The sequence below is a fragment of the Pseudomonas sp. BF-R-19 genome (assembly GCF_019956445.1).
In the GTDB taxonomy this organism is placed as follows: Bacteria; Pseudomonadota; Gammaproteobacteria; order Pseudomonadales; family Pseudomonadaceae; genus Aquipseudomonas; species Aquipseudomonas fluorescens_BH.
In genome coordinates, this window is the sequence record NZ_JAHBDN010000092.1 from 21,759 (window position 1) to 47,817 (window position 26,059).

The 26,059-nt window shown below is 60.9% G+C and carries 19 protein-coding genes and 4 tRNA genes; 19 read left to right on the plus strand and 4 right to left on the minus strand.

Annotation, left to right across the window (positions count from 1 at the left end):
- The first annotated feature begins 156 nt into the window (after positions 1–156).
- Entirely contained in the window at positions 157–2,172 is a 2,016-nt protein-coding gene (gene uvrB / locus KGB28_RS25745; protein ID WP_223448395.1) for an excinuclease ABC subunit UvrB, read from the plus strand.
- A 119-nt stretch (positions 2,173–2,291) separates the two neighbouring features.
- Here the strand turns inward: uvrB and KGB28_RS25750 are convergent, their stop codons facing one another.
- On the minus strand, positions 2,292–3,782 hold the full coding sequence (locus KGB28_RS25750) for an MDR family MFS transporter (RefSeq protein WP_223448581.1): 1,491 nt from the start codon (positions 3,780–3,782) through the stop codon (positions 2,292–2,294).
- A gap of 49 nt (positions 3,783–3,831) precedes the next feature.
- Complete coding sequence (locus KGB28_RS25755) at positions 3,832–4,920, minus strand: HlyD family secretion protein (RefSeq protein WP_223448396.1); 1,089 nt, start codon at positions 4,918–4,920, stop codon at positions 3,832–3,834.
- A gap of 230 nt (positions 4,921–5,150) precedes the next feature.
- Between KGB28_RS25755 and gltX the strand changes: the two genes are divergently transcribed.
- The 10 genes from gltX to KGB28_RS25805 all read left to right on the plus strand — a co-directional run bounded on the left by gltX (position 5,151) and on the right by KGB28_RS25805 (position 11,169).
- Positions 5,151–6,632 carry a glutamate--tRNA ligase gene (gltX, locus tag KGB28_RS25760; protein WP_007997532.1) on the plus strand — a complete coding sequence of 494 codons (1,482 nt, stop codon included), beginning with the start codon at positions 5,151–5,153 and terminating at the stop codon, positions 6,630–6,632.
- Between the two features lie 202 nt (positions 6,633–6,834).
- Positions 6,835–6,910 (plus strand) — tRNA-Ala (locus KGB28_RS25765).
- A gap of 79 nt (positions 6,911–6,989) precedes the next feature.
- Positions 6,990–7,065, plus strand: a tRNA-Glu gene (locus KGB28_RS25770).
- Positions 7,066–7,118: 53 nt separating this feature from the next.
- Positions 7,119–7,194, plus strand: a tRNA-Ala gene (locus KGB28_RS25775).
- Positions 7,195–7,274: 80 nt separating this feature from the next.
- Positions 7,275–7,350: transfer RNA gene (locus KGB28_RS25780), tRNA-Glu, on the plus strand.
- 186 nt (positions 7,351–7,536) lie between these two features.
- Entirely contained in the window at positions 7,537–8,076 is a 540-nt protein-coding gene (locus KGB28_RS25785; protein ID WP_056722152.1) for a TetR/AcrR family transcriptional regulator, read from the plus strand.
- Between the two features lie 29 nt (positions 8,077–8,105).
- Complete coding sequence (locus KGB28_RS25790) at positions 8,106–8,939, plus strand: alpha/beta fold hydrolase (RefSeq protein WP_223448397.1); 834 nt, start codon at positions 8,106–8,108, stop codon at positions 8,937–8,939.
- Between the two features lie 49 nt (positions 8,940–8,988).
- Positions 8,989–9,438: an acyl-CoA thioesterase gene (locus KGB28_RS25795; RefSeq protein ID WP_223448398.1), complete on the plus strand. Its 450-nt coding sequence runs from the start codon at positions 8,989–8,991 to the stop codon at positions 9,436–9,438.
- A gap of 192 nt (positions 9,439–9,630) precedes the next feature.
- Positions 9,631–10,590 carry a tRNA dihydrouridine synthase gene (locus KGB28_RS25800; protein ID WP_008050845.1) on the plus strand — a complete coding sequence of 320 codons (960 nt, stop codon included), beginning with the start codon at positions 9,631–9,633 and terminating at the stop codon, positions 10,588–10,590.
- Between the two features lie 132 nt (positions 10,591–10,722).
- A complete protein-coding gene (locus KGB28_RS25805) occupies positions 10,723–11,169 on the plus strand; it encodes an Hsp20 family protein (RefSeq protein WP_223448399.1) in 447 nt (148 codons plus the stop codon).
- 46 nt (positions 11,170–11,215) lie between these two features.
- Here the strand turns inward: KGB28_RS25805 and KGB28_RS25810 are convergent, their stop codons facing one another.
- Positions 11,216–14,494: a PAS domain S-box protein gene (locus tag KGB28_RS25810; protein WP_223448400.1), complete on the minus strand. Its 3,279-nt coding sequence runs from the start codon at positions 14,492–14,494 to the stop codon at positions 11,216–11,218.
- Between the two features lie 65 nt (positions 14,495–14,559).
- The gene (locus KGB28_RS25815; RefSeq protein WP_008047336.1) at positions 14,560–15,450 is read right to left on the minus strand and encodes a LysR family transcriptional regulator; all 891 of its coding nucleotides are present in this window, start codon (positions 15,448–15,450) and stop codon (positions 14,560–14,562) included.
- A 147-nt stretch (positions 15,451–15,597) separates the two neighbouring features.
- Here KGB28_RS25815 and leuC point away from each other — a divergent pair, with 147 nt between their 5' ends.
- The 8 genes from leuC (at position 15,598) to truA (ending at position 26,002) form a co-directional block, all read left to right on the plus strand.
- Positions 15,598–17,016, plus strand: a complete 1,419-nt coding sequence (gene leuC / locus KGB28_RS25820) for a 3-isopropylmalate dehydratase large subunit (protein WP_223448401.1) — start codon at positions 15,598–15,600, stop codon at positions 17,014–17,016.
- An 11-nt stretch (positions 17,017–17,027) separates the two neighbouring features.
- Positions 17,028–17,672, plus strand: a complete 645-nt coding sequence (gene leuD, locus KGB28_RS25825) for a 3-isopropylmalate dehydratase small subunit (protein WP_157711688.1) — start codon at positions 17,028–17,030, stop codon at positions 17,670–17,672.
- A gap of 137 nt (positions 17,673–17,809) precedes the next feature.
- Complete coding sequence (locus tag KGB28_RS25830; RefSeq protein ID WP_223448402.1) at positions 17,810–18,577, plus strand: class I SAM-dependent methyltransferase; 768 nt, start codon at positions 17,810–17,812, stop codon at positions 18,575–18,577.
- 51 nt (positions 18,578–18,628) lie between these two features.
- Positions 18,629–19,711, plus strand: coding sequence for a 3-isopropylmalate dehydrogenase (gene leuB / locus KGB28_RS25835; protein ID WP_223448403.1), 1,083 nt, complete (start codon positions 18,629–18,631; stop codon positions 19,709–19,711).
- A gap of 66 nt (positions 19,712–19,777) precedes the next feature.
- Positions 19,778–20,890, plus strand: a complete 1,113-nt coding sequence (gene asd / locus KGB28_RS25840; protein ID WP_007975660.1) for an aspartate-semialdehyde dehydrogenase — start codon at positions 19,778–19,780, stop codon at positions 20,888–20,890.
- A gap of 177 nt (positions 20,891–21,067) precedes the next feature.
- Positions 21,068–22,078 (plus strand): aspartate-semialdehyde dehydrogenase, encoded by a 1,011-nt coding sequence (locus KGB28_RS25845; RefSeq protein ID WP_223448404.1) that lies wholly within the window; start codon positions 21,068–21,070, stop codon positions 22,076–22,078.
- 205 nt (positions 22,079–22,283) lie between these two features.
- A complete protein-coding gene (locus tag KGB28_RS25850) occupies positions 22,284–24,896 on the plus strand; it encodes a FimV/HubP family polar landmark protein (protein ID WP_223448405.1) in 2,613 nt (870 codons plus the stop codon).
- Positions 24,897–25,177: 281 nt separating this feature from the next.
- Positions 25,178–26,002, plus strand: a complete 825-nt coding sequence (truA, locus tag KGB28_RS25855) for a tRNA pseudouridine(38-40) synthase TruA (RefSeq protein WP_095943676.1) — start codon at positions 25,178–25,180, stop codon at positions 26,000–26,002.
- Positions 26,003–26,059: the final 57 nt, after the last annotated feature.

Genomic DNA, 26,059 nt, shown 5'->3' on the forward strand with positions numbered 1-26,059 from the left:
CAAAGGTTTAGCGTGATGTAGGACGTTTGCCTTGAAAGCGCTGGCAATCGGCTCCACATTGAGCACAATCCAGTTTTTTCCTCGGGCGACATCGGTCGTTTGCGGTCTTTCTCGTTCGTGCCGGTTTTACCGGCAAGAGTGATCCAGAGGTATTTCATGTCTGAATTCCAGCTAGTCACCCGCTTCGAGCCCGCCGGCGATCAGCCGGAAGCCATCCGCCTGATGGTCGAGGGCATCGAAGCCGGGCTGGCGCACCAGACGCTGCTCGGTGTGACCGGCTCGGGCAAGACCTTCAGCATCGCCAACGTGATCGCCCAGGTACAGCGCCCGACCCTGGTGCTGGCGCCGAACAAGACCCTGGCGGCGCAGTTGTACGGTGAGTTCAAGGCATTCTTCCCGAACAACGCGGTGGAATATTTCGTTTCCTACTACGACTACTACCAGCCGGAAGCCTACGTGCCGTCCTCGGACACCTTCATCGAGAAAGACGCCTCGATCAACGACCACATCGAGCAGATGCGTCTGTCGGCGACCAAGGCCTTGCTCGAGCGCAAGGACGCGATCATCGTCACCACGGTGTCCTGCATCTACGGTCTGGGCAGCCCGGAAACCTATTTGAAGATGGTGTTGCACGTGGATCGCGGCGACCGGCTCGATCAGCGTGAATTGCTGCGACGCCTGGCGGACCTGCAATACACCCGCAACGACATGGATTTTGCCCGTGCGACCTTCCGCGTGCGTGGCGATGTGATCGATATCCACCCGGCGGAATCCGATTTCGAGGCGATCCGCATCGAGCTGTTCGACGATGAAGTGGAAAGCCTGTCGGCGTTCGATCCGCTCACCGGCGAAGTCATTCGCAAGCTGCCGCGCTTCACCTTCTACCCGAAGAGCCACTACGTGACGCCACGGGAAACCCTGATGGGCGCGGTCGAAGGCATCAAGGTCGAATTGCAGGAGCGTCTGGAATACCTGCGCTCCAACAACAAACTGGTGGAAGCCCAGCGCCTGGAGCAGCGCACCCGTTTCGATCTGGAGATGATCCTCGAGCTGGGTTACTGCAACGGCATCGAAAACTACTCGCGTTATCTGTCCGGCCGCGAAGCCGGCGCGGCGCCACCAACCCTTTACGATTACCTGCCGGCCGATGCCTTGCTGGTGATCGACGAATCCCATGTCAGCGTTCCGCAGGTTGGCGCCATGTATAAAGGCGACCGCTCGCGAAAAGAGACGCTGGTCGAGTACGGCTTCCGTCTGCCGTCGGCACTGGACAACCGGCCGATGCGTTTCGATGAATGGGAAAGCATCAGCCCGCAGACGATTTTCGTCTCGGCGACCCCGGGCAACTACGAAGCCGAACACGCCGGGCGCGTCATTGACATGGTGGTGCGCCCGACCGGGCTGGTGGACCCGCAAATCGAGATTCGCCCGGCGTTGACCCAGGTCGACGATTTGCTCTCGGAAATCAGCAAGCGTGTCGCTCTGGAAGAGCGGGTGCTCGTCACCACGCTGACCAAGCGCATGGCCGAGGATTTGACCGATTACCTGGCCGACCACGGCGTGCGCGTGCGTTACCTGCACTCGGACATCGATACCGTGGAGCGGGTCGAGATCATCCGCGATCTGCGCCTCGGCACTTTCGATGTGCTGGTAGGGATCAACCTGCTGCGCGAAGGCCTGGACATGCCGGAAGTGTCGCTGGTGGCGATTCTCGACGCCGACAAGGAAGGTTTCCTGCGTTCCGAGCGCTCGCTGATCCAGACCATCGGCCGGGCGGCGCGTAACCTCAATGGCCGGGCGATTCTGTATGCCGACCGGATCACCGGTTCCATGGAGCGGGCCATCGGCGAAACCGAGCGCCGTCGCGACAAGCAGATTGCCTTCAACCTGGCCAACGGCATCACCCCCAAAGGTGTGTTCAAGGACGTCGCCGACATCATGGAAGGCGCCACCGTGCCCGGTTCGCGCAGTAAAAAGCGCAAGGGCATGGCCAAGGCCGCCGAGGAAAACGCCCGGTACGAGGCCGAACTGCGCTCGCCGGGCGAGATCGCCAAGCGTATCAAGGCCCTGGAAGAGAAGATGTACCAGCTCGCCCGCGATCTGGAATTCGAAGCGGCGGCGCAGATGCGCGACGAGATTGCCAAGTTGCGTGAGCGGTTGCTGACTGTCTGAGATTTGCGGTGAATGTGCGGGCTTCTTCGCGAGCAAGCCCGCTCCCACAAGGTTCAGTGTGATCCCTGTGGGAGCGGGCTTGCTCGCGAAGGGGCCAGTCTTGGCGCCACAATACTTGACTAGTGCGCCTCACCCGCCTTCAACCCCTCTGGCAATTTCCTGGTCAACAACACCGCCAGCATGCTGATCCCCAACGCAATCCCGACAAAATGAAACGCATCGTTGTAGGCCATGATCGACGCCTGTTGGTGGGCGATCTCGCTGAGTTTGCCCAGTGCTGCCGTTTCGTTGCCCAGCCGATCAGCCAGCGAGGCAATACGTTCGGCCACCTGCGGATTGCTCGGCACAATAGATTCACGAAGGTAGTCAAAGTAAACCTTGGTCCGCGCGTCCAGCAGCGTGGCGAGCAGGGCGATGCCGATGGCGCCGCCGAGGTTGCGCAGGATGTTGAACAGGCTCGAGGCCGATCCCGCATCCTGGGGCAGGATGTAGGCGGTGGCGATCAGCGAGATGGTCACCATGATCAGCGGTTGGCCCAGGGCGCGGATGATCTGGATCTGATTGAACTGCGGCCCGGCGAAGTCCGGGTTCAGCACGCCCGAAGAGAAACTCGCCAGCCCGAACAGCCCGAAGCCCAGGGTGCACAGCCATTTCGGCGAGACATACTTCATCAACTTGGGCACCAGCGGGATCAGGAACAGCTGCGGCACGCCCATCCACATGATCACTTCACCGATCTGCAGGGCGTTGTAGTTCTGGATCTGCGCCAGGTACAGCGGCAGCAGGTAGATCGAACCGTACAACCCGACCCCCATCCCGACGCTGGAAATACTGGATAACCCGAAGTTGCGGTTGCCGAGGATGCCGAGATTGATCAGTGGGTTGGGTTTGGAAAACTGCACGATGACAAAGCTGATCAGGCTGACCAGTGCGATGCTGCCCAGGGTCACGATCAGGCTCGACTCCAGCCAGTCCTTGCGATGGCCTTCCTCCAGAAATACCTGCAAGCAACCGAGCCCGACGCCGAGGGTGAGAATGCCTGCGTAGTCGGTGCTTTTCAGCAGTTCCCAGTGCGCTTCTTTTTTCTCCAGGCCGTACATCAGGCCGGCGATCATGATCAGGCCGGGCGGGATGTTGATGTAGAAAATGTATTCCCAGCCCCAGTTCTCCGTCAGCCAGCCGCCGAGGGTCGGGCCGATGGAGGGTGCGAAGGTGGCGGTCATGGCGAACATGGCCATGCCTTTGGCGCGGTGGTGCTCCGGGAGCTTGATCAGGGTCAGGGTGAACGCCAGCGGAATCAGCGCGCCACCGGTAAAGCCTTGCAGGGCGCGGAACACGATCATGCTTTCCAGGCTCCACGCCATGGAGCAGAGCAGGGACGCGGCCAGGAATCCGAGGGACACCCACACCGCCAGGCGCCGGGCCGACAGCAACTGCACGAGCCAGGCGGTCAGCGGGATCATGATGATTTCCGCCACCAGGTACGAGGTGGAAATCCACGAACCTTCTTCCAGGGTCGCCGACAGCGCACCCTGGATGTCCTTGAGCGAGGAGTTGGTGATCTGGATGTCCAGCACCGCCATGAACGCACCGAGCATCACGCTCATCACCGCAATCCAGTCCCGCCGGGTCGGTTCGCCGACCGGGCGGATCAGTTGATCACCGGCCATCGTCAGGGGCGTCTTTGTGGCTCACTTTGGGGGTGATTTCTTCAGGGGCGTCCTTGATGTTCACCTTGGCGGTGACCGACATGCCCGGGCGGATCTTGCCGCGCAGCGGATTGTCCGCGGCGAAGGTCAGTTTTACCGGAATCCGTTGGACGACTTTGGTGAAGTTGCCCGTGGCATTGTCCGGCGGCAACAGGCTGAACTGCGCCCCCGAGGCGGCGAACAGGCTGTCGACCCGGGCTTTGATCGGGGTGTCGCTGTAGGCGTCGAAGGTCAGTTCGGCTTCCTGGCCAGGCTGCATGTGGCCGATCTGGGTTTCCTTGAAATTGGCCTGAATCCAGATGTCTTCGTCCGGCACGATCGACAACAGGTAAGCGCCGGCCTGCACGTATTGGCCTTCGCGGGCTGCACGCTGGCCGATCAGGCCGCTGATGGGCGCGTGGATTTCGCTGCGGGTCAGGTTCAGTTCGGCCTGGGCCAGATCGGTTTTTGCGTTGGCGATCTGTGCGTCAAGGCGTTTGATCTCGGCGGTGAGTGCGTTGACTTGCTGGCGCTGACTTTGCGCATCGGCCTGGGCCTTGGCCACTTGCGAGCGGGCGATGTGGTTGTCGGCGGAGAGGGTGGTCACCCGTTCTTCCGAGATATAGCCGGGTTTGCGCAAGGTCTCGGCGCGGGTCAGGTCGATCTGCGAGCGACCCAGGCTGGCCTGGCTGGATGCGACTTGCGCTTCGCTGGCGGCAATCAGGCTGGCCTGCTGGGTCAGTTTGCTCTGGGCTTGCAGGCGCTCGGCCTCGCGGGTGGCCAAGGCGGCATTGGCGCGGTCGACAGCGAGGCGGAAGTCGTCGCCTTCGAGTTTGACCAGCAACTGGCCTTTCTCGACATGTTGGTTGTCCTGCACCAGTACCTGATCGATACGCGCGCCCAATTGGCTCGACACGCGGGTGATCTCGCCCTGGACATAGGCGTTGTCGGTGCTTTCATAAAAGCGCCCCTTCAAGAGCCAATGGGCAAACAGGCCCCCGGCAATCAACAGGACAATCAGCAGGAACGTGAAGAGGCGACGCTTGAGTTGGGCAGGCATGAGGCAAACTGTAGTCGAGAAATTGTAAGAGAAGTTATCAGCAGGCAAATCTGGCATACAGCCGATAAGCGGTAAATGCCATCGGCCGATATTCGGCCATTCACCTCCCTATACTGGCGTTACAGACGCAACCTTGGCTTAAATGCCCTGTTCACTGGAGCCGGGCGGGTGTCGCCTGTTACCATTCGCGCCTTGTTTGAACTTCGCTTTTATTCTTTTCGAGACATGCCATGACCACCGTCCGCACTCGCATCGCGCCATCGCCTACCGGGGATCCCCACGTAGGTACCGCCTATATCGCCTTGTTCAACTACTGCTTTGCCAAGCAGCACGGCGGTGAGTTCATCCTGCGGATCGAAGATACCGACCAACTGCGTTCGACCCGCGAGTCCGAACAGCAGATTTTCGACGCCTTGCGCTGGCTCGGGATCGACTGGAGCGAAGGCCCGGACGTCGGTGGCCCGCACGGTCCGTACCGTCAAAGCGAGCGCGGCGATATTTATCAAAAGTATTGCCAGCAGCTTGTAGAGCTCGGTCATGCCTTCCCGTGCTTCTGCACCGCCGAAGAGCTGGACCAGATGCGCGCCGAGCAGATGGCTCGCGGTGAAACCCCGCGTTACGACGGCCGCGCGCTGCTGCTGTCCAAGGAAGAAGTCGCCCGTCGCCTGGCGGCTGGCGAGCCGCACGTTATCCGCATGAAAGTACCGAGCGAAGGCGTCTGCGTGGTGCCGGACATGCTGCGTGGCGACGTTGAAATCCCGTGGGACCGCATGGACATGCAAGTCCTGATGAAGACCGACGGCCTGCCGACGTACTTCCTGGCCAACGTGGTCGACGACCACCTGATGGGCATCACCCACGTATTGCGTGGCGAAGAGTGGCTGCCATCGGCACCGAAGCTGATCCTGCTGTACGAGTACTTCGGCTGGGAACAACCGGAGCTGTGCTACATGCCGCTGCTGCGTAACCCGGACAAGAGCAAGCTGTCCAAGCGCAAGAACCCCACCTCGGTAACCTTCTACGAGCGCATGGGCTTCATGCCGGAAGCGATGCTCAACTACCTGGGCCGCATGGGTTGGTCGATGCCGGACGAGCGCGAGAAGTTCTCGTTGCAGGAAATGGTCGACAACTTCGATCTCAAGCGCGTGTCCCTGGGCGGGCCGATCTTCGACATCGAGAAGCTGTCGTGGCTCAACGGCCAGTGGCTGCGTGACCTGCCGGTGGAAGAGTTCGCCGCGCGCGTGCAGAAGTGGGCGTTCAATTCCGAATACATGATGAAGATCGCACCGCACGTGCAGGGCCGGGTCGAAACCTTCAGCCAGGTGGCACCACTGGCCGGGTTCTTCTTTGCCGGTGGCGTGAATCCGGATGCCAAGCTGTTCGAATCCAAGAAGCTCTCGGGTGATCAGGTTCGTCAGTTGATGCAGTTGATCCTGTGGAAGCTCGAAAGCCTGCGTCAGTGGGAGAAGGACAGCATCACCGCGACCATTCAGGCGGTGGTCGAGTCCCTGGAGCTGAAGCTGCGTGATGCCATGCCGCTGATGTTCGCTGCGATCACCGGCCAGGCCAGTTCGGTGTCGGTGCTCGATGCGATGGAAATCCTCGGGCCGGACCTGACCCGTTTCCGTCTGCGCCAGGCGATTGACCTGCTGGGCGGCGTGTCGAAGAAAGAAAACAAAGAGTGGGAAAAGCTGCTGGGCGCTATCGCCTGAGCACGTCTGACTCTGCGGTAGCCGTCGGAGGCCGGGATCTTTTGTTCCTGTCCTCCGGCGTTTTCCCCCGAATTTATGGGGGGAGGGCGGTAAGTGGTTGTTATGTCGGCAAAAAACTTTAAATTTTTTGAAAAATAAGTTTGACAGACTTTCGATACGCCCTTAAGATTCGCCCCGTCCTCAGCGATGACATCAACGATGAGGGGCTATAGCTCAGCTGGGAGAGCGCTTGCATGGCATGCAAGAGGTCGACGGTTCGATCCCGTCTAGCTCCACCAATTTACACTTCAAGGCCTGGCCACACCGGTCTTGAAGCGATCAACACTCAGCGTTGATCAGTTGTATAGAAGGGTTTGCGTCCCCTTCGTCTAGTGGCCTAGGACACCGCCCTTTCACGGCGGTAACAGGGGTTCGAGTCCCCTAGGGGACGCCAGTTTTACAGAAGCGATGTTGCAAGATGTCGCTCCGCCGCGAGGCGAAAAATCCGGGGCTATAGCTCAGCTGGGAGAGCGCCTGCATGGCATGCAGGAGGTCAGCGGTTCGATCCCGCTTAGCTCCACCAATTTTACAGTTCAAGGTCTGGCCACACCGGCCTTGAATCGATCAGCACTCAGCACTGATCAGTTGTATAGAAGGGTTTGTGTCCCCTTCGTCTAGTGGCCTAGGACACCGCCCTTTCACGGCGGTAACAGGGGTTCGAGTCCCCTAGGGGACGCCACGATTACCCGCTCTGCGGGATTTTATAAGGGTCATTCAATTATTGAATGGCCCTTTTGTTTGTCTGGCGTTTGGCCAAATTCCTCCATTTCCAAAAAAAACTGTTCTTCAGACCAGCGGTCACGCCCATGACTTGCTAAAATTTATTATGAGAATAATATTTCAATCGTAATATTCGGAGGCAACGATGAACGATAAAAAAGCTCAAACCCGCGAACGCATCCTCAAGGCTGCCAGCGCAGCGCTGATTCAGCGCGGCCCGGCCGAGCCAAGTGTTGGCGAAGTGATGGGCGCGGCAGGCCTGACGGTCGGCGGCTTCTACGCCCACTTCGAAAGCAAGGACGCGATGATGCTCGAGGCGTTCAGGCAATTGCTCGGTCACCGCCGTGACCTGATTGCCGACATGGACTCGGAGTTGACGGGTGAAGAGCGCCGCGCGCTGGTGGCTGCGTTTTATCTGTCGCGCAAGCACCGTGACTCCTCCGAATCGGCCTGTCCGATCCCGGCATCGGTCGGCGAACTGGGGCGGCTGCCGGAAGCGTTTCGTGTTGCGCTCAATGAGCATGTGGAATTGATGGTCGCGCAGTTGGCGGCCAGCCCTGAAGAAACCGAAAAAGCTCTGGCCGACATGGCCTTGATGGTGGGTGGGCTGGCTCTGGCGCGGGCGCTGGGGCCAGGAGAGTTGTCCGATCGATTACTGCGCGCCGCCAAATCGGCAGTGCGTTGACCTGAAGGCTGCGGCCTGAGGAGAATGCGATGAGCGCGTTAAAGTGGGTTCGTGGCGTTAATGGCACCTTGGGCTGGTTTGCCCCGCAACTGGTCGCCAGCAAAATGCGACAGGCGTTCATGACGCCACGGGATCTGCCGCTGCGTGACTGGGAGCTGCCACTGTTGGCGAGGTCCGAGCGGATCACCCTGCGTTTCGGCCTCTCGGCCTTGCGCTGGGGCCAAGGCCCGGCAGTCTTGCTGATGCATGGTTGGGAAGGGCGGCCGACGCAGTTTGCCAGCCTCATCACCGCGCTGGTCGATGCCGGTTACTCGGTCGTGGCCCTGGATGGTCCGGCCCACGGTCGCTCACCGGGCAGTGAGGCGAATGTGGTGCTGTTCGCCCGCGCCATGCTTGAAGCGGCCGCCGAACTGCCACCCCTGCAAGCGGTCATCGGCCACTCCATGGGCGGCGCCAGTGCGATGCTCGCGGTCCAGTTGGGCTTGCGCACCGAAACCCTGGTCTCCATTGCCGCTCCGGCGCGAATTCTCGGCGTGTTGCGTGGTTTTGCCCGCTATGTCGGGCTGCCACCGAAGGCCCGCTCGGCGTTCATTCGCCAGGTCGAGCAAGACGTCGGCATGCGAGCCGCGACGCTGGATGTCGCGCACTATCAACTCGACATGCCTGGCCTGATTGTCCATGCCGAAGACGACAACCTTGTCTCGGTGAAGGAGTCCCAGCTGATTCACGAAGCGTGGTTCGACAGCCGCTTGTTGCGTTTGAAGGACGGTGGTCATCAGCGAGTGTTGGCCGACCCGCGGGTGATTGATGGCGTGTTATCACTGCTGGCCGGGCGCAGTCTGCAATCACGCCAATCCGCCTGAGCTTCCGTTACACTGCCCCGGTCGAAATTATCTGACCAGGGAGTCGGGCATGGGCTGGGATCGGGAAACGCCGTTCATCATTGATCTGCAAGTGAGCGCCGAGGACATTGACGGGTTGGGGCACGCGAACAACGCGGTCTACGTGACCTGGCTCGAACGCTGTGCCTGGCGCCACTCCCAGCGCCTTGGCCTGGACCTGGTCGAATATCGGCGGCTGGACCGGGCGATGGCGGTGGTGCGCCATGAGATCGATTACCTGGCGGCAGCCTATGAGGAAGACGAGTTGCAATTGGCGACCTGGATCGTCGATTGGGACCAGCGCTTGAAAATGACCCGGCAATTCCAGTTGATCCGCCCCAGTGACAACACCACGCTATTGCGCGCGCAGACCACGTTCGTCTGCATCGAGCTGTCCACCGGCAAGCCCAAGCGCATGCCGACGGAGTTCATCGAGGGCTATGGCCCGGCGATTCAGGCGCAGGAGTTGGTACAACCCTGATTCCATGTGGGAGCGGCGGTGCGGCGGTGCGGCGGTCCGACTTGCTCGCGAAGGCGCCGTGTCAGTCAACATTTAATTCGCTGACACACCGCCTTCGCGAGCAAGCCCGCTCCCACAATGGATCTGCGATGTTCTGCAGATTTTCTCTGAACCCAGTAAACTGCCGCACGTTTTTCCTCGAGTGTGTTTTTCATGCAAATTGCTTTGGCGCCCATGGAGGGGTTGGTCGACGACATCCTGCGCGATGTGCTGACCCGCGTGGGTGGTATTGACTGGTGCGTGACCGAGTTCATTCGGGTCAACGACCAGTTGCTGACACCTGCCTATTTCCACAAGTTCGGCCCGGAGCTGCTCAACGGTGCCCGGACGGCCTCCGGCGTGCCGCTGCGTGTGCAATTGCTCGGTTCCGATCCGGTGTGCCTGGCGGAAAATGCCGCGCTGGCCTGCGAGCTGGGTTCCGAAGTGATCGACCTGAACTTCGGCTGTCCGGCCAAGACCGTCAACAAATCCCGTGGCGGCGCGGTATTGCTCAAGGAACCCGAGCTGCTCAACCAGATCGTCGAACACGTCCGTCGTGCCGTCCCCGCGCACATTCCGGTCACCGCCAAGATGCGCCTGGGCTTCGACAGCCCGGACGGTTCGCTGGTGTGTGCCACGGCCCTGGCCGAAGGCGGCGCCGAACACATCGTGGTGCACGCGCGGACCAAGGTGGATGGCTACAAGCCGCCGGCGCACTGGGAGTGGATTCCGCGGGTGCAGGACGTGGTCAAGGTGCCGGTGTTCGCCAACGGCGACATCTGGAGCGTTGAAGACTGGCGTCGCTGCCGCGAGATCAGCGGCGTGGAAGACATCATGCTCGGTCGCGGCCTGGTTTCGCGTCCGGACCTTGCTCGGCAGATCGCCGCGGCGCGGGCCGGTGAAGAAGTGGTCGAGATGACCTGGGCCGAGTTGCTGCCGTTGATTCAAGACTTCTGGCTGCAAGCCAAGGCACAGATGACGCCACGCCAGTCGCCGGGTCGCCTGAAGCAATGGCTGGCGATGCTGACCCGCAATTATCCCGAGGCGGTGGAGCTGTTCACCGTGCTGCGTCGTGAGACCGAGCTGGATAATGTCTCGCGTTTGTTGGGTCTGCCGGTGGCAGAGGCGGCCTGAAACTTTTTATAAAAAAAGCAGAAAATAATCTCTTGAAATGCAATCAGCGGTCCCTATCTAAGGGTTACGCGATGCCGAATTCGGGTCGCGGAGACAAAAAACCTTGCTGATTGTTTTCAGGAGATTTGAACCATGAGTACTGCATTTTCCCTGGCCCCACTGTTCCGTTCCTCGGTAGGTTTCGACCGTTTCAACGACCTGTTCGAGACCGCCCTGCGCAATGAGCCAGGCAGCACTTACCCGCCCTACAACGTGGAAAAACACGGTGACGATCAATACCGCATCGTCATTGCCGCGGCAGGTTTCCAGGAAGAAGATCTGGAACTCGAAGTCGAGAAAGGTGTGCTGACCATCAGTGGCGGCAAGCGTGACGCGAACGAAGACGTCACTTATCTGTATCAGGGCATTGCGCAACGTGCCTTCAAACTGTCCTTCCGTCTGGCGGACCACATCGAGATCAAGGCTGCCGGCCTGAGCAACGGTCTGTTGAGCATCGACCTGCTGCGGGTGATCCCGGAAGAGGCGAAAGCCAAGCGCATCCCGATCAACGGAGCGCAGAAGCCGGCTCTGCAACACTAAGTCGGAGCAAGAAGAAGGGCGCCATTGGCGCCCTTTTTTGTGCCCGTCACTTCAGCAGTTTTTGAAACTCTTCCACCGGCAACGGCGGGCTGTGCAAATACCCTTGGTAGAAGTGACACTCCAACCCCTGCAAGAACTCCAGCTGCTCGGCTGTTTCCACCCCTTCGGCAATCACCTTCAAATCCAGGCTGTGGGCCATGGCGACGATGGCGCGGATGATCTCGGCGTCGTTCGGGTCGCTGGTGGCGTCGCGGATGAACGACTGGTCGATTTTCAGGGTGTCGACCGGCAAGCGCTTGAGGTAGGTCAGCGAGGAGTAGCCGGTGCCGAAGTCGTCCATGGCGAAGCTCACGCCGAGTTTTTTCAGGCGGCGCATTTTGCTGATGGTGTCTTCCAGGTTCTGGATGACGATGCCTTCGGTGATTTCCAGCTTCAACAGGGAGCAGGGCAGGCCATAGCTGGTCAGGCTGTTTTCGACGCGCTCGACGAAGTCGTTCTGGCGGAACTGGCGTGGGCTGATGTTCACGCACAGGCTGAATTTGTACGGATTCACCAGGCCATCGTCGATCAATTGCTTGAAGGCCTGGCAGGCTTCGTCGAGGATCCAGGTGCCGACCTCCAGAATCAGTCCGCTGTCCTCCAGCACCTTGATGAACTCGGCGGGTGATTGCGCGCCGAGCTCCGGATGATTCCAGCGGACCAGTGCCTCGGCGCCGACGATGCGGTCGCCCCGGGCGTCGATCTGGGGTTGGTAATGCACGCGAAACTCGCCCCGGGAAAGCGCCAGGCGCAGGTCGGTTTCCATGCGCAGGCGTTCGCTCGCGGCCTTCTGCATGGTGTTGTGGTACATCTGCGCGGTATTGCGACCAGAGTCTTTGGCGCGATAAAGCGCGATGTCGGCACGCTTGAGCAGGTCGGTCGGGGTCGAGCCGTGATCGGGGATCAGCGCAATGCCGATGCTTGGCGTCACTTGCAGGCGCTGGCCGTCGAGGAACATTGGTTCGGACAGCAGTTCGCGGATGGTGTCGGCCAGTTCGCGAACCTGATCGCTGACCTCGCTGCGCGAGCCTTCAAGGCCGCTGAGTAGTATCACGAATTCGTCACCGCCCAGGCGCGCGACGGTGTCTTCCATGCGCACGCTGGCCTCCAGGCGCGCGGTGATGATTTTCAGCACGGTATCGCCCACCGGGTGCCCGAGGGAGTCGTTGATGTGCTTGAAATGGTCGAGGTCGAGGAACATCAGCGCGCCGCGCAGGTTATGCCGTTTGAGCAGGGCGATCTGCTGGCTCAGGCGGTCCATCAGCAAGGCGCGGTTGGGCAGGTTGGTCAGTGGGTCGTGGTAGGCCAGGTGGCGGATCTGCGCTTCGGCGTTTTTCAGCAGGCTGACGTCTCGCGCGGTCAATAGCAGGCAGGCGGTTTCATTGAGGGTGATCGGTTCCACCGAGACTTCGACGGTGAGCAGTTCGCCGCGCTTGTTGCGCCCGAGCATTTCCTGGTGATGAACCCGACCCTTGATCTGCAATTCGGCCAGCAGCGCCGAGCGTTGTTTTTCTTCAGCCCAAATCCCGACCTGATACACCGTGCGGCCCACCACTTCCTCGGCGCGGTAACCGGTCAGGCGGCAGAAACCGTCGTTGACCTCCAGATAGCGTCCGGTGTCGCGCTCGGTGATGGTGATGGCGTCGGGGCTGGAGTGGAAGGCCTTGGCGAATTTCTCTTCACTGGCCTTGAGCGCCGCTTCCGAGCGCTGTTGCTGGGTGATATCGCGCAGCGTGGTGACGATGCAGGCCTGGTCGCCGACGCTGATCTGGCGGCTGGAAATCACGCAAGTCAGGACCTGTCCGTCCTTGTGCTGGACCAGAATGGCCACGTTGTTCAGGCCTTGTTCGCGGATCACTTGTTCGATCCGTCGCAGGCTTTTCGCCGAAGCGTCCCACAGGCCGATTTCGTCGGCGCTGCGGCCGATCACGTCAGCAGTGCTCCAGCCGAAGGTCTGGGTGAAGCTGGAGTTGATTTCAATGAACTGGCCGGTGTCCTGGTGGGTGACGCAGATCGGATCGGGGCTGACCTGGAACAGCGTGGCGAATTTTTCTTCGGAGGCCACCAGCCGTTGTTCGCGCTCCACCTGGTCGGTGATGTCGAGCAATGTGCCGGCCATGCGCACCGGCACGCCGTTGTCATCGCGGTAGAGGCGGGCGCGGCTTTCCAGGTAGCGCGAGCTGCCGTCGGGCAATTGCACGCGGTAGGTCAATTGATAGTTGCCGGCCGGGCCTTCGCGCAGGCTGCGGTAAGCGTCGCGCATGGTGTCGCGTTCTTCGCCGGGCACGCCTTCGAAGAACTCGTCGAAGGACTCGTGGAAAGGTTTGGCGTCCAGGCCATGCAGTTGGGCGGCCCGTGCCGACCCGTAGAGCATGCCACTGGGAATGTGCCAGTCCCAGGTGCCGAGTTGCGCCGAATCCAGGGCCAGGTCGAGGCGTTCCTGGCTGTCCTTGAGGGCCTGTTCGGCGACTTTGCGTTCGGTGGTGTCAAGGAACGTGCTCAGTAGATAGGGCTGGCCTTCGAGCTCGACTTTCTGCGCACTGAGGATGCCGTCGTGGACCTGGCCATTGCTGGCGCGAAACTGCACTTCCATGCTGACCAGGTCGCCTTTGGCTTTGGTGGCCTTGACCAGGTCGGCCCGTTGTTCGGGATGCACCCACAGGCCCAGTTCCAGGGTGGTGCGGCCGATCGCGTTTTGCACCGGCCAGCCGAACAGGCTTTCGAAATACTGGTTGGCTTCGGAAATCAGGCCGTCTTCCTGGCGGGTCAACAGGACCATGTTCGGGCACAGGTGGAACAGGGTGGCGAAGCGTTTTTCCGAGCTGCTCAACGCCTGTTCGCGCTGGCGCTGGTGGGTAATCTCGCGGATTACGCCGATCATCCGTGGCCGGCCGTGCTTGTCCGGCAACAGGCTGCCGTTGATTTCCAGCCAGTGCAGGCTGCCATCGGGCCAGCGGATGCGGTGATGCATCGCTTGCTCCAGTGGCGCGCCAGCGATGACCGCGTGGAATGCGCGAAGGGTTTTCGCGCGATCTTCCGGGGGCAGCAGGTCGAGGTATTCCAGATCCCGCGGCAACGGTTTGCGGGGGTCGAAGCCGAACAGCGCCTGCGTACCCCGGGACCAGCTGATCTGCCCGCGCTCGATGTCCCAATACCAGGCACCCAGGCGCGCGCCGTTGAGCGCGGCCAACAGTTGCGAGGCACTTTCCCAGCTCTGTTCGGAGTTTTTCGGGTCAAGTGCCTGTATACGCGGCATTGGCGGAATACGATCGACAGATTTGGGCATTGGCAAGCCTTAGGCTGAATGGGCGTTTGGCACAGGAGTTCGCGGCTCTATAGGAGTAGCACAAGTCAGCCTTGAGTCCCTGGCGGATCGAGTTGAGCATCCAGCAAGGCCATGAAAGCCCGCGCGGCGTTCGACAGCGTCCTTTCCGTGTGCAGGATATAGCCTAGCTGGCGAGTGAGCTGTATGCCCGGCAAAGGTATGCGCGCCACCTGGTCATCGAGCATGGTGCGCGGCAAAACGCTCCAGGCCAGGCCGATCGAGACCATCATCTTGATGGTTTCCAGGTAGTTGGTGCTCATGGCGATGTTGGGCGTCAGGCCCTGGGCTTCAAACAGCCGCTGCACAATGTGGTGGGTAAAGGTGTTACCGCCGGGGAAGACCGCCGGGTGTCGGGCGATGTCCGCCAGGCTGACCTTGCCGTTATTGAGCAACGAATGCTCCGGGGCAACCACGAAATCCAGCGGGTCGTCCCACACCGGGGTGGCCTTGACCAGCGCATGGGGTTCCGGCGCCAGGGTAATGACCGCCAGTTCGGCGCGGCCATGGAGAATTTCCTCGTAGGCCACTTCCGAATCGAGGAACTGAATATCCAGCGCCACTTGTGGGTAGCGTCGGGTGAACTCCCTTAATAAGGGCGGCAAACGGTGCAGGCCGATATGGTGACTGGTGGCCAGGGTCAGACGACCGGTCACTTCACCCGTGAGGTTGGTCAAGGCACGGCGCGTATCATCGAGGACATTGAGAATCTGGTAGGCCCGCGGCAGCAGGGCGCGCCCGGCCTCGGTCAGGCCCACTTCACGCCCCAGGCGGTCGAACAACCGCACCTTCAATTGCTGCTCCAGCCCGGCGATACGTTTGCTGATCGCCGGTTGGGTCAGGTGCAGCCGTTCGCCGGCGCCGGAGAAGCTTCCGGTCTCGGCGATGGCAATAAAAGCATTGAGGTTGGCCAGGTCCATGGTTGTATTCCAGTTGGTTATCCAAAGCATAAAAAATATGAATTTGAGTTATTTAATGTAACCCCATAGGATCAGCCTCACAAGCCAAAGGGTTATTGAGACTTTCAAAGCCCGGGGCATAGAAACAAGCTGATGAGGAACCGTCTGATGGCCGGCAAAACGCTCTACGACAAGCTCTGGGATTCGCATTTGGTCAAGCAGCGCGACGATGGCTCTGCGCTGATCTACATCGACCGTCACATCATTCACGAAGTGACCTCGCCGCAAGCCTTCGAAGGCCTGCGTCTGGCCGGGCGCAAGCCATGGCGCATCGATGCCAACATCGCGACCCCGGACCACAACGTACCGACCACGCCGGAGCGCAAGGGCGGCATCGACGCCATCGTTGACCAGGTCTCGCGCCTGCAAGTGCAGACCCTCGACGACAACTGCGATGAATACGGCATCGTCGAGTTCAAGATGAACGACGTTCGCCAAGGCATCGTCCACGTCATCGGCCCGGAGCAGGGCGCAACCTTGCCGGGCATGACCGTGGTCTGCGGCGACTCCCACACCTCGACCCACGGCGCATTCGGCGCATTGGCGCACGGTATCGGCACTTCCGAGGTCGAGCATGTGCTCGCCACCCAGTGCCTGGTCGCCAAGAAAATGAAAAACATGCTGGTGCGCGTCGAAGGCCAACTGCCATTCGGCGTGACCGCCAAGGACATCGTGCTCGCCGTGATCGGCAAGATCGGCACCGCCGGCGGTAACGGCCACGCCATTGAGTTCGCCGGCAGCGCGATTCGCGACTTGTCCGTCGAAGGCCGCATGACCATCTGCAACATGTCCATCGAGGCCGGCGCTCGCGTAGGCCTGGTGGCCGCGGATGAAAAGACCGTGGCTTACGTAAAGGGCCGTCCATTTGCTCCGAAAGGCGCGGAATGGGACTTGGCCGTTGAAGCCTGGAAAGACCTGGTGTCCGATACCGATGCGGTGTTCGACACCGTGGTCGAGCTCGACGCCACCCAGATCAAGCCGCAAGTCAGCTGGGGCACTTCGCCTGAGATGGTGTTGGCGGTGGACCAGAACGTGCCGGATCCTGCGAAGGAAATGGACCTGGTCAAGCGCGGCTCCATCGAGCGCGCCTTGAAATACATGGGTTTGACCGCCAACCAGGCGATCACCGACATTCAGCTCGACCGTGTGTTCATCGGTTCCTGCACCAACTCGCGGATCGAAGACCTGCGTGCCGCGGCCGTGATCGCCAAGGGCCGCAAAGTGGCCTCGACCATCAAGCAGGCCATCGTCGTGCCGGGCTCGGGTCTGGTTAAGGCGCAGGCCGAATCGGAAGGCCTGGACAAGATCTTCCTCGAAGCCGGTTTCGAATGGCGCGAGCCAGGTTGCTCGATGTGCCTGGCGATGAACCCGGACCGTTTGGAGTCCGGCGAGCATTGCGCTTCGACTTCCAACCGTAACTTCGAAGGCCGTCAGGGCGCCGGTGGTCGTACCCACCTCGTCAGCCCGGCCATGGCCGCCGCCGCCGCTGTGAACGGTCGTTTCATCGACGTCCGTGAATTGATCTAAAGGAGCGCAGCATGAAAGCTTTTACCCAGCACACTGGACTTGTCGCGCCTTTGGATCGTGCCAACGTCGACACCGACCAGATCATTCCGAAGCAATTCCTGAAGTCGATCAAGCGCACCGGTTTTGGCCCGAACCTGTTCGATGAATGGCGTTACCTGGATGTGGGTCAGCCTTACCAGGACAACTCCAAGCGTCCGCTGAACAAGGACTTCGTCCTCAACGCCGAACGTTACCAGGGCGCCAGCGTGTTGCTGGCCCGGGAGAACTTCGGTTGCGGCTCCAGCCGTGAACACGCGCCGTGGGCGCTGGAAGAGTACGGTTTCCGCAGCATCATCGCGCCGAGCTATGCCGACATCTTCTTCAACAACAGCTTCAAGAACGGCTTGCTGCCGATCATCTTGAGCGATGCCGAAGTCGATGAGCTGTTCCAGCAGGTCGAGGCCAATCCGGGCTACCAGTTGCAGGTTGATCTGCAAGCTCAGACCGTGACCCGTCCGGATGGCAAGGTGTTGAGTTTTGAGATTGACGCGTTCCGTAAGCACTGCCTGCTCAATGGCCTGGACGATATCGGCCTGACGTTGCAGGACCACGAGGCGATTGCCACGTTTGAAGCCAAACACCGTGCGAGCCAGCCGTGGTTGTTTCGCGATGCGTGATTGATCCGAAATTGATGTAGGTAGGGCCGGCCTCTTCGCGAGCAAGCCCGCTCCCACATTGGAATGCATTTCAAATGTGGGAGCGGGCTTGCTCGCGAAGGCGGCAGATCAGACAACACAAATATCAGGACATAACTATGACCAGCACCGCCCAGCACACCCAGGTAGTCCAGAAGCAATTCGGTGAACAGGCCTCGGCCTACCTGAGCAGCGCCGTCCACGCTCAAGGCACTGAATTCGCGCTGCTACAGGCCGAACTGGCCGGGCAGGGCGATGCCCGGGTTCTGGACCTTGGCTGCGGTGCCGGTCACGTGAGTTTTCACGTAGCTTCATTGGTGAAAGAAGTGGTGGCCTACGACCTGTCGCAGCAGATGCTCGACGTGGTGACCGCTGCCGCTGTCGATCGTGGCTTGAGCAACGTGACCACGGTCAATGGTGCCGCTGAGCGCCTGCCGTTCGCTGATGGTGAATTCGATTTCGTCTTCAGCCGTTATTCGGCGCACCATTGGAGCGATCTGGGCGTGGCGTTGCGGGAAGTGCGCCGGGTGTTGAAACCGGGCGGTGTGGCGGCGTTCGTCGATGTATTGTCACCGGGTAGCCCGCTGTTCGACACTTACCTGCAAAGCGTCGAAGTGCTGCGCGACACCAGCCATGTGCGCGATTATTCCGCCGGCGAGTGGTTGCGCCAGGTCAGCGAGGCGGGGCTGCACACCCGCAGTACCACTCGTCAGCGTCTGCGCCTGGAGTACAACAGCTGGGTCGAGCGCATGCGCACACCTGAAGTGATGCGCGCGGCGATCCGCGAGTTGCAGCAGTCGATGGGCAATGAAGTACGCGAATATTTCGAGATTGAGGCCGATGGTTCGTTCAGTACCGATGTACTGGTGCTGATGGCTGAACGATAGAATTTTTCCGGGTGCGTCCATGGGCGCACCGACTGATGACATGAGGAAAGCATGAGCAAGCAGATTCTGATTCTCCCAGGTGACGGTATTGGCCCGGAAATCATGGCCGAAGCGGTCAAGGTGCTGGAGCTGGCCAGTGACAAGTTCGCCCTGGGCTTCGAGTTGAGCCATGACGTGATCGGTGGCGCTGCCATCGACAAGCACGGCGTGCCGTTGGCCGACGAGACCCTGGAACGTGCCCGTACGGCCGACGCCGTGTTGCTGGGCGCCGTTGGCGGCCCGAAATGGGATGCCATCGAACGTGACATCCGCCCTGAGCGCGGCCTGCTGAAGATCCGTGCGCAACTGGGCCTGTTCGGCAACCTGCGTCCGGCGATCCTGTACCCGCAACTGGCCGAGGCTTCCAGCCTGAAGCCGGAAATCGTGGCCGGCCTGGACATCCTGATCGTGCGTGAGCTGACCGGCGGCATCTACTTCGGCGCGCCACGCGGTACCCGTACCCTGGAAAACGGCGAGCGTCAGTCCTACGACACCCTGCCGTACAGCGAAAGCGAAATCCGCCGTATCGCCCGTGTCGGTTTCGACATGGCCATGGTCCGTGGCAAGAAGCTGTGCTCGGTGGACAAGGCCAACGTACTGGCCTCCAGCCAACTGTGGCGTGAAGTGGTCGAACAAGTGGCCAAGGATTATCCTGAAGTCGAACTGAGCCACATGTACGTCGACAACGCCGCAATGCAGCTGGTGCGCGCACCGAAGCAGTTCGACGTGATCGTCACCGACAACATGTTCGGCGACATCCTGTCTGACCAGGCCTCGATGCTCACCGGTTCCATCGGCATGCTGCCGTCGGCGTCCCTGGACACCAACAACAAAGGCATGTACGAGCCGTGCCACGGTTCGGCGCCGGACATCGCGGGCAAGGGCATCGCCAACCCGTTGGCGACCATTTTGTCGGTGTCGATGATGCTGCGTTACAGCTTCAACCAGCAGGCCGCGGCCGATGCCATCGAGAAAGCCGTCAGCCTGGTGCTGGATCAGGGCTTGCGCACCGGCGACATCTGGTCGGCCGGTTGCACTAAAGTCGGTACGCAGGAAATGGGTGACGCAGTAGTCGCCGCGCTGCGGAATCTGTAATCTCTCGGGCCCGCTGCCAAATTCAAGACAAGGTAGCGGCCCACATTTCAAGAAGGTGTAGTTGCGATGAAACGTGTAGGTCTGATCGGTTGGCGCGGTATGGTCGGTTCCGTGCTCATGCAGCGGATGCTGGAAGAGCAGGATTTCGATCTTATCGAGCCGGTGTTTTTCACCACCTCCAATGTCGGTGGCCAAGGCCCGTCCGTGGGCAAGGACATTGCTCCGCTCAAGGACGCTTACAGCATTGAAGAGCTGAAAACCCTCGACGTGATTCTGACCTGCCAGGGTGGCGACTACACCAGCGAAGTCTTCCCCAAGCTGCGTGAAGCCGGCTGGCAGGGTTACTGGATCGACGCCGCTTCCAGCCTGCGCATGCAGGATGACGCGGTGATCGTTCTGGATCCGGTCAACCGCAAGGTGATCGACCAGCAGCTGGATGCGGGCACCAAGAACTATATCGGCGGCAACTGCACCGTCAGCCTGATGCTGATGGGCCTCGGTGGCCTGTTCGAGGCTGGCCTGGTGGAATGGATGAGCGCCATGACCTATCAGGCGGCCTCCGGTGCCGGCGCGCAGAACATGCGTGAACTGATCAAGCAAATGGGCGCGACCCACGCCGCTGTTGCCGATCAACTGGCCGATCCGGCCAGCGCGATCCTCGACATCGACCGTCGTGTGGCCGAAGCCATGCGCAGCGACGCGTACCCGACCGAAAACTTCGGCGTACCGTTGGCCGGCAGCCTGATCCCGTGGATCGACAAGGAACTGCCGAACGGCCAGAGCCGCGAAGAGTGGAAGGCCCAGGCCGAGACCAACAAGATCCTCGGTCGCTTCAAGAGCCCGATTCCGGTCGATGGCATCTGCGTACGCATCGGCGCCATGCGCTGCCACAGCCAGGCGCTGACCATCAAGCTGAACAAAGACGTACCGATCGCCGATATCGAAGGGCTGATCAGCCAGCACAACCCTTGGGTCAAACTGGTGCCGAACAGCCGCGAAACCAGCATTCAGGAGCTGAGCCCGAACAAGGTCACCGGCACCCTGAACATTCCGGTTGGCCGTCTGCGCAAGCTGAACATGGGTTCGCAGTTCGTCGGCGCGTTCACCGTCGGCGACCAGTTGCTGTGGGGCGCGGCCGAACCGCTGCGTCGCATGCTGCGGATCCTGCTCGAGCGTTGATCGGTTGATGCAATGAAAGAACCCGCGCCTTGAAAGAGGCGCGGGTTTTTTTATCCTTGTAGGAGCGAGCTTGCTCGCGATGAGGCCGGCACGAACACCACAAATCTCCCGCCGAATTGCCTGCATCCCCACCACCCGGTAAAGTGCCGCTCCCCCCGTTTCGCCAGAGGTCAAACCATGAGCCAGTCCATTGATATTGCCGTGATCGGCGCCACCGGTACTGTCGGCGAAACACTCGTGCAGATTCTCGAAGAGCGCGATTTCCCGATCGGCAACCTGCACCTGTTGGCCAGCAGCGAATCCGCCGGCAGTTCGGTGCCGTTTCGCGGCAAGAACGTGCGGGTGCGGGAGGTCGATGAGTTCGACTTCAGTAAGGTGCAGTTGGCATTCTTTGCCGCCGGCCCGGCGGTCTCGTTGAGTTATGCTTCCCGGGCGACAGACGCCGGTTGCTCGGTGATCGATCTCTCCGGTGCCCTTCCGGCCGAAAAGGCGCCACAGGTCGTGCCTGAGGCCAACGCCCAGGTGTTGGCCGGCTTGAAAAAACCCTTTCAGGTCAGCAGCCCAAGCCCGTCGGCCACCACCCTGGCGGTGGTACTCGCGCCGCTGATGGATTTGCTCGACTTGCAGCGCATCAGCCTGACCGCCAGCCTCGCGGTATCGGCCCAAGGCCGCGAAGCCGTGAGCGAGCTCGCCCGGCAGACCGCCGAGCTGCTGAATGTGCGGCCGCTGGAGCCGAAATTCTTTGATCGGCAGATGGCCTTCAACCTGTTGGCCCAGGTCGGCAAGCCGGATGAGCAAGGTCATACGTTGCTGGAAAAACGCCTGGTGCGTGAGTTGCGCCAGGTCATGGCGCGGCCTTCATTGAAGATTTCCGTCACTTGCATTCAAGCCCCGGTGTTTTTTGGCGATAGCTATAACGTGACCCTGCAGTCCGCGAGTGAAATCGACCTGTCGAAAATCAATGCGGCCCTGGAAGACGCACCCGGCATCGAGCTGGTGGAAGCCGGCGATTACCCGACCCCGGTGGGCGATGCGGTAGGGCAGGATGTGGTCTACGTCGGTCGGGTTCGCCAGGGTATTGACGACCCGTCGGAACTTAATCTGTGGCTGACGTCAGATAACGTACGCAAAGGCGCGGCGCTCAACGCTGTGCAGCTGGCCGAGTTGTTGCTTAAAGACCTGCTGTAAAAGATACTTTGCAACAATTTGTCGAATGATTCCCCGCGAGCCTATGCTTGCCGGAGTGCTGAAGGCGAGCCACTCTGCAGGGCTTTGCCGGGCATCAATGAAATGATCGCGCGCGACGACCCTCGCCGTTGCGCGCAATGCCTTACGGCAGCGACTATCAATACCTTCTCGCTGGCCGAGGAATGTTCAAACTAAGGATGAGCTAATGGTTCAAGTTCGCAAACTGGTGTTAGCAATAGCGGCCGCCTCGGCGCTGTCCTCCGGTATGGCGCATGCCCTCGGGCTCGGGGAACTGACCCTGAAATCGACGCTCAACCAGCCGCTGGTAGCGGAAATCGAGCTGCTCGATGTCAAGGATCTCACCGCCGCCGAAGTGGTGCCGAGCTTGGCCTCACCAGACGATTTCGCCAAGGCCGGTGTCGACCGCCAGGCGTTTCTCAACGACTTGACCTTTACCCCGGTGCTTAACGCCAGCGGCAAAAGCATCCTGCGCGTGACCTCCAGCAAGCCACTTTCCGAACCCATGGTGAAGTTCCTGGTTCAGGTCATGTGGCCGAACGGTCGTTTGCTGCGCGACTACAGTGTGCTGCTCGATCCGTCCAAATTCTCGCCGCAAACCGCTGAAGCGGCTGCGCAACCGACGTCAACGGTTGCCGCGCCCGTCACCGGTGCGACCAAGCCGCCCCAATACACCACCACGCCGCGCGATACCCTTTGGGAAATCGCCGCAAAGGCGCGTAATGGCGGTTCGATCCAGCAAACCATGCTGGCCATCCAGGCGCTGAACCCGGATGCCTTTATCGACGGCAACATCAACCGCCTGAAAACCGGCCAGGTGCTGCGCCTGCCGGACCAGGCACAGAGCACGGGCCTGCCGCAAGCCAAGGCCATTGCCGAAGTGGCTGCGCAGAACACCGCATGGCGCCAGGGGCGTCGCTACGTGGCGAAACCCGGGGCAGGGCAGCAACAGCTTGACGCCACCAGTCGCGCTCGTACCGATGGTGCTCCGGCGCAAGCGACCACCGACAAGCTGAGCCTGGTGTCTGCCGAGTCCGGCAAGAGCCGTGGCAAAGGGGCTGCCGGAGATGCCAAGGCCCTCAGCAACAAGTTGGCGGTGACCCAGGAAAGTCTCGACAGCAGCCGTCGTGATAACGCCGAACTGCAAAGCCGCATGACCGATCTGCAAAGCCAGGTGGACAAGCTGCAACGCCTGATCGAGTTGAAGAACAATCAACTGGCCAAGTTGCAGGCCGAGGGCGCTGCGGGTGCACCAGCGGCTGCGACAGCTCCGGCGATGTCGGCCGAGCTGGCTGCCAACCCGGCAGCGCCTGGTCCGGCTGACACTGCATCAGCGCCCGAGGCAACTGCGGCGCCGGCCGAGAAGCCCGTTGAGGCGACACCGGCGGCATCCGACGATCAGAAATTCAATGAGTTGCTGACCAATCCGGCGCTGCTCGGCCTGGTGGGTGGCGGTGCGGTGATTCTGCTGCTCCTGCTGCTGTTGCTGGCGCGCCGCCGCAAAGCCCAGCAAGAAGCCGAAAAGCATATGCGCATGGCCCGTGCCCTGGCCGAAGAACAGCCGTTCCCGGCCGATTTCGACTTGCCGGAAAGCAGCTTCGAAGGCCTTGAAGTTCCGTCGCCGAGTGTGAAGCTGGCGACTGCCCCGACGCCTGCTCCCGCGCCAGCGCCGGTGGTTGCTCCGGTGGTGATGACCACGCCGATTGCCGCACCATTGGTGGCGCCGGCTGCCGAGCGCTCCGACGACGTGCTGGGCCAGGCTCAGTCGCACATCAATGCCGGTCGCCTGAACCAGGCTGCCGCGTTGCTGGAGGACGGCGTCAAGCGAGAGCCGAAGCGCAGCGACTTGCGCTTGAAACTGATGGAAGTCTACGGCCAGCAAGGCGACCGCGATGCGTTCGTCGGCCAGGAGCGTCAGTTGGTGGCCAATGGCGACAACTTCGCCCAGGTTGAAAAACTCAAAAGCCGCTTCCCGGCCATGGCGCTGGTCGCTGCCGGTGGCATCGCCGCAGCCGCCGTTGCTGCCGAGCTGGACGCGCAATACGTCAAGGATCTGTTGCTCGATGAGCCGCAAGCAGCGGTGCCAGAGCCAGTGCCAGCGCCGTTCGAGGATGACCTCGACAGCGCCTTCGACTTGAGCCTGGATGATCTGGACGCGATTGCGCCTGTGGCGCCTGCACCTGCGCCGGAGCCGGAGCCGGAGCCTGAAGTAGCGGCGCTGGCAGGCCTGGACGAGTTCCCGCTGGATGACGATCTGAGCTTTGAGTCGGTGTTGCAGCAACAGACTGAAATCAAGGAAAACCTCGACGATCTGTCGGACTTCGACCTCGACCTGGATCTCGGTGCGCAATCGTCGCCAGCGATGCTGGCTGAAGACGATTTCCTGCTGGATCTGGGTGAGGGTGTGAAGGATTTTCCGGTCGCCGAAACCCCGGCTATTCCCGAGGTCGCGCTGGATGACCTGGAATTGCCGGCCGATTTCGATCTGTCGCTGGCCGACGAGCTGGACGCACCGGATGCGTTCGCAGCCGAGCTGGATGATGTCAACGCCGAGCTGGAGAGCTTGTCCAGCAGTATCGGCGAGCCGACGTTTACCGAAGCTGATGCAGCACTGGGTGACGATGATGACTTCGACTTCCTCTCGGGTACTGACGAAGCCGCTACCAAGCTCGATCTGGCCCAGGCCTATATCGACATGGGCGACAGCGACGGTGCTCGCGACATCCTCAATGAGGTGGTAAGCGAAGGCAGTGCCGAGCAGAAGAGTGAAGCCGAGGAAATGCTTTCGCGCCTGGCTTGAGTGATCGGTAGGTTGTAAACAGAACGGCGGCCCATTGAGGCTGCCGTTTTTGTTTGGTCCATGAATTGATGTTGTTTGCTCGGGCCTCATCGCGGGCAAGCCCGCTCCCACAGTGATTTATGTTGCCCACAAAACCTGTGGGAGCGGGCTTGCCCGCGAAGAGGCCGGAACAGTCAAAGGAGATCCCTCTGGCATCCCCGCCCGGCGGCCTTATAATGCCTGCCTTTGATACATCATCAGGCTGTCCCTCCTTGGCAAATATAGATAACCCGGCCGCCGAAATGGCAGCCGACGGCTTTTTCCGGATCGCGCTGGGCGTCGAATACAAAGGCTCGCGCTACCGCGGCTGGCAGCGCCAGGCGTCCGGGGTGCTCACCGTGCAGGAAACCCTCGAAAACGCCTTGTCCAAAGTCGCCGACTCACCCGTTTCGCTGATGTGTGCCGGGCGTACCGACGCTGGGGTGCATGCCTGCGGACAGGTGGTGCATTTCGACACCCAGGTCGAGCGTTCGATGAAGGCCTGGACCATGGGCGCCAACATCAACTTGCCCCACGACGTCAGTGTCAGTTGGGCCAAGGTCATGCCGGCGCATTTCCATGCGCGGTTCAAGGCCATTGCCCGGCGTTATCGCTACGTGATCTACAACGATCAGATCCGCCCGGCGCACCTGAACGAAGAAGTCACCTGGAATCACCGTCCGCTGGACGTCGAGCGCATGGCCGAGGCCGCCCAGTACCTGCTCGGCACCCATGATTTCAGCGCTTTTCGCGCCGGCCAGTGCCAGGCCAAGTCGCCGATCAAGGAACTGCATCACCTGCGCGTCACCCGTCACGGCAAGATGATCGTGCTGGATATTCGCGCCAGCGCCTTCCTGCATCACATGGTGCGCAATATTGCCGGCGTGCTGATGACCATTGGCGCCGGAGAGCGTCCGGTGGAGTGGATGAAAGAGGTGCTGGAGAGCCGGATTCGACGGACCGGTGGCGTAACGGCACATCCATTCGGTTTGTATCTGGTTCAGGTCGAGTACCGTGACGAGTTCCAATTGCCCGAGCGTTACATCGGTCCACACTTCCTGACCGGTTTCTCGGAACTTGGCGGCTGACGCCCTCGAATGCTTTTGTTACCATCCGGGACTTTCCCGGATTTGTCTTGGAGTTGT